The organism is Staphylococcus pasteuri (genome assembly GCF_030547725.1).
GTDB classification, from domain to species: Bacteria; Bacillota; Bacilli; order Staphylococcales; family Staphylococcaceae; genus Staphylococcus; species Staphylococcus pasteuri.
Genome location: NZ_JAUOQO010000489.1, coordinates 1 through 260 on the forward strand (window position 1 = coordinate 1; position 260 = coordinate 260).

1 protein-coding gene is annotated in these 260 nt (G+C 46.9%); it reads right to left on the bottom strand.

Annotated features, from left to right (window positions below; translation table 11 throughout):
* Positions 1–260, bottom strand: a 260-nt coding sequence (locus Q4528_RS14450; RefSeq protein ID WP_303522333.1) for an alcohol dehydrogenase catalytic domain-containing protein, incomplete at both ends; no start/stop codon positions are given.

Sequence of the window (260 nt, forward strand, 5' to 3'; positions counted from 1 at the left end):
AATCGCAAAACACTCGATCAGTGCGCCTTGGCTATCACTCACTTCTTCTGGCAATTTAACCAGGTTGCTTTCTAATACACTAAGGTACTCACTAAAGCCGCCATCTTGGTGAACCCCATATAAAGAGACATTTTCACAGCAGTTAGTTTTACCTTCTTCACAGGCGGCACACTCACCGCATGGAATACAAGGGATCACAGAAAATCGCTCGCCCGCTTTGGCGCTAGAACAATCACTGCCAACCGCTTCAACAATGCCAC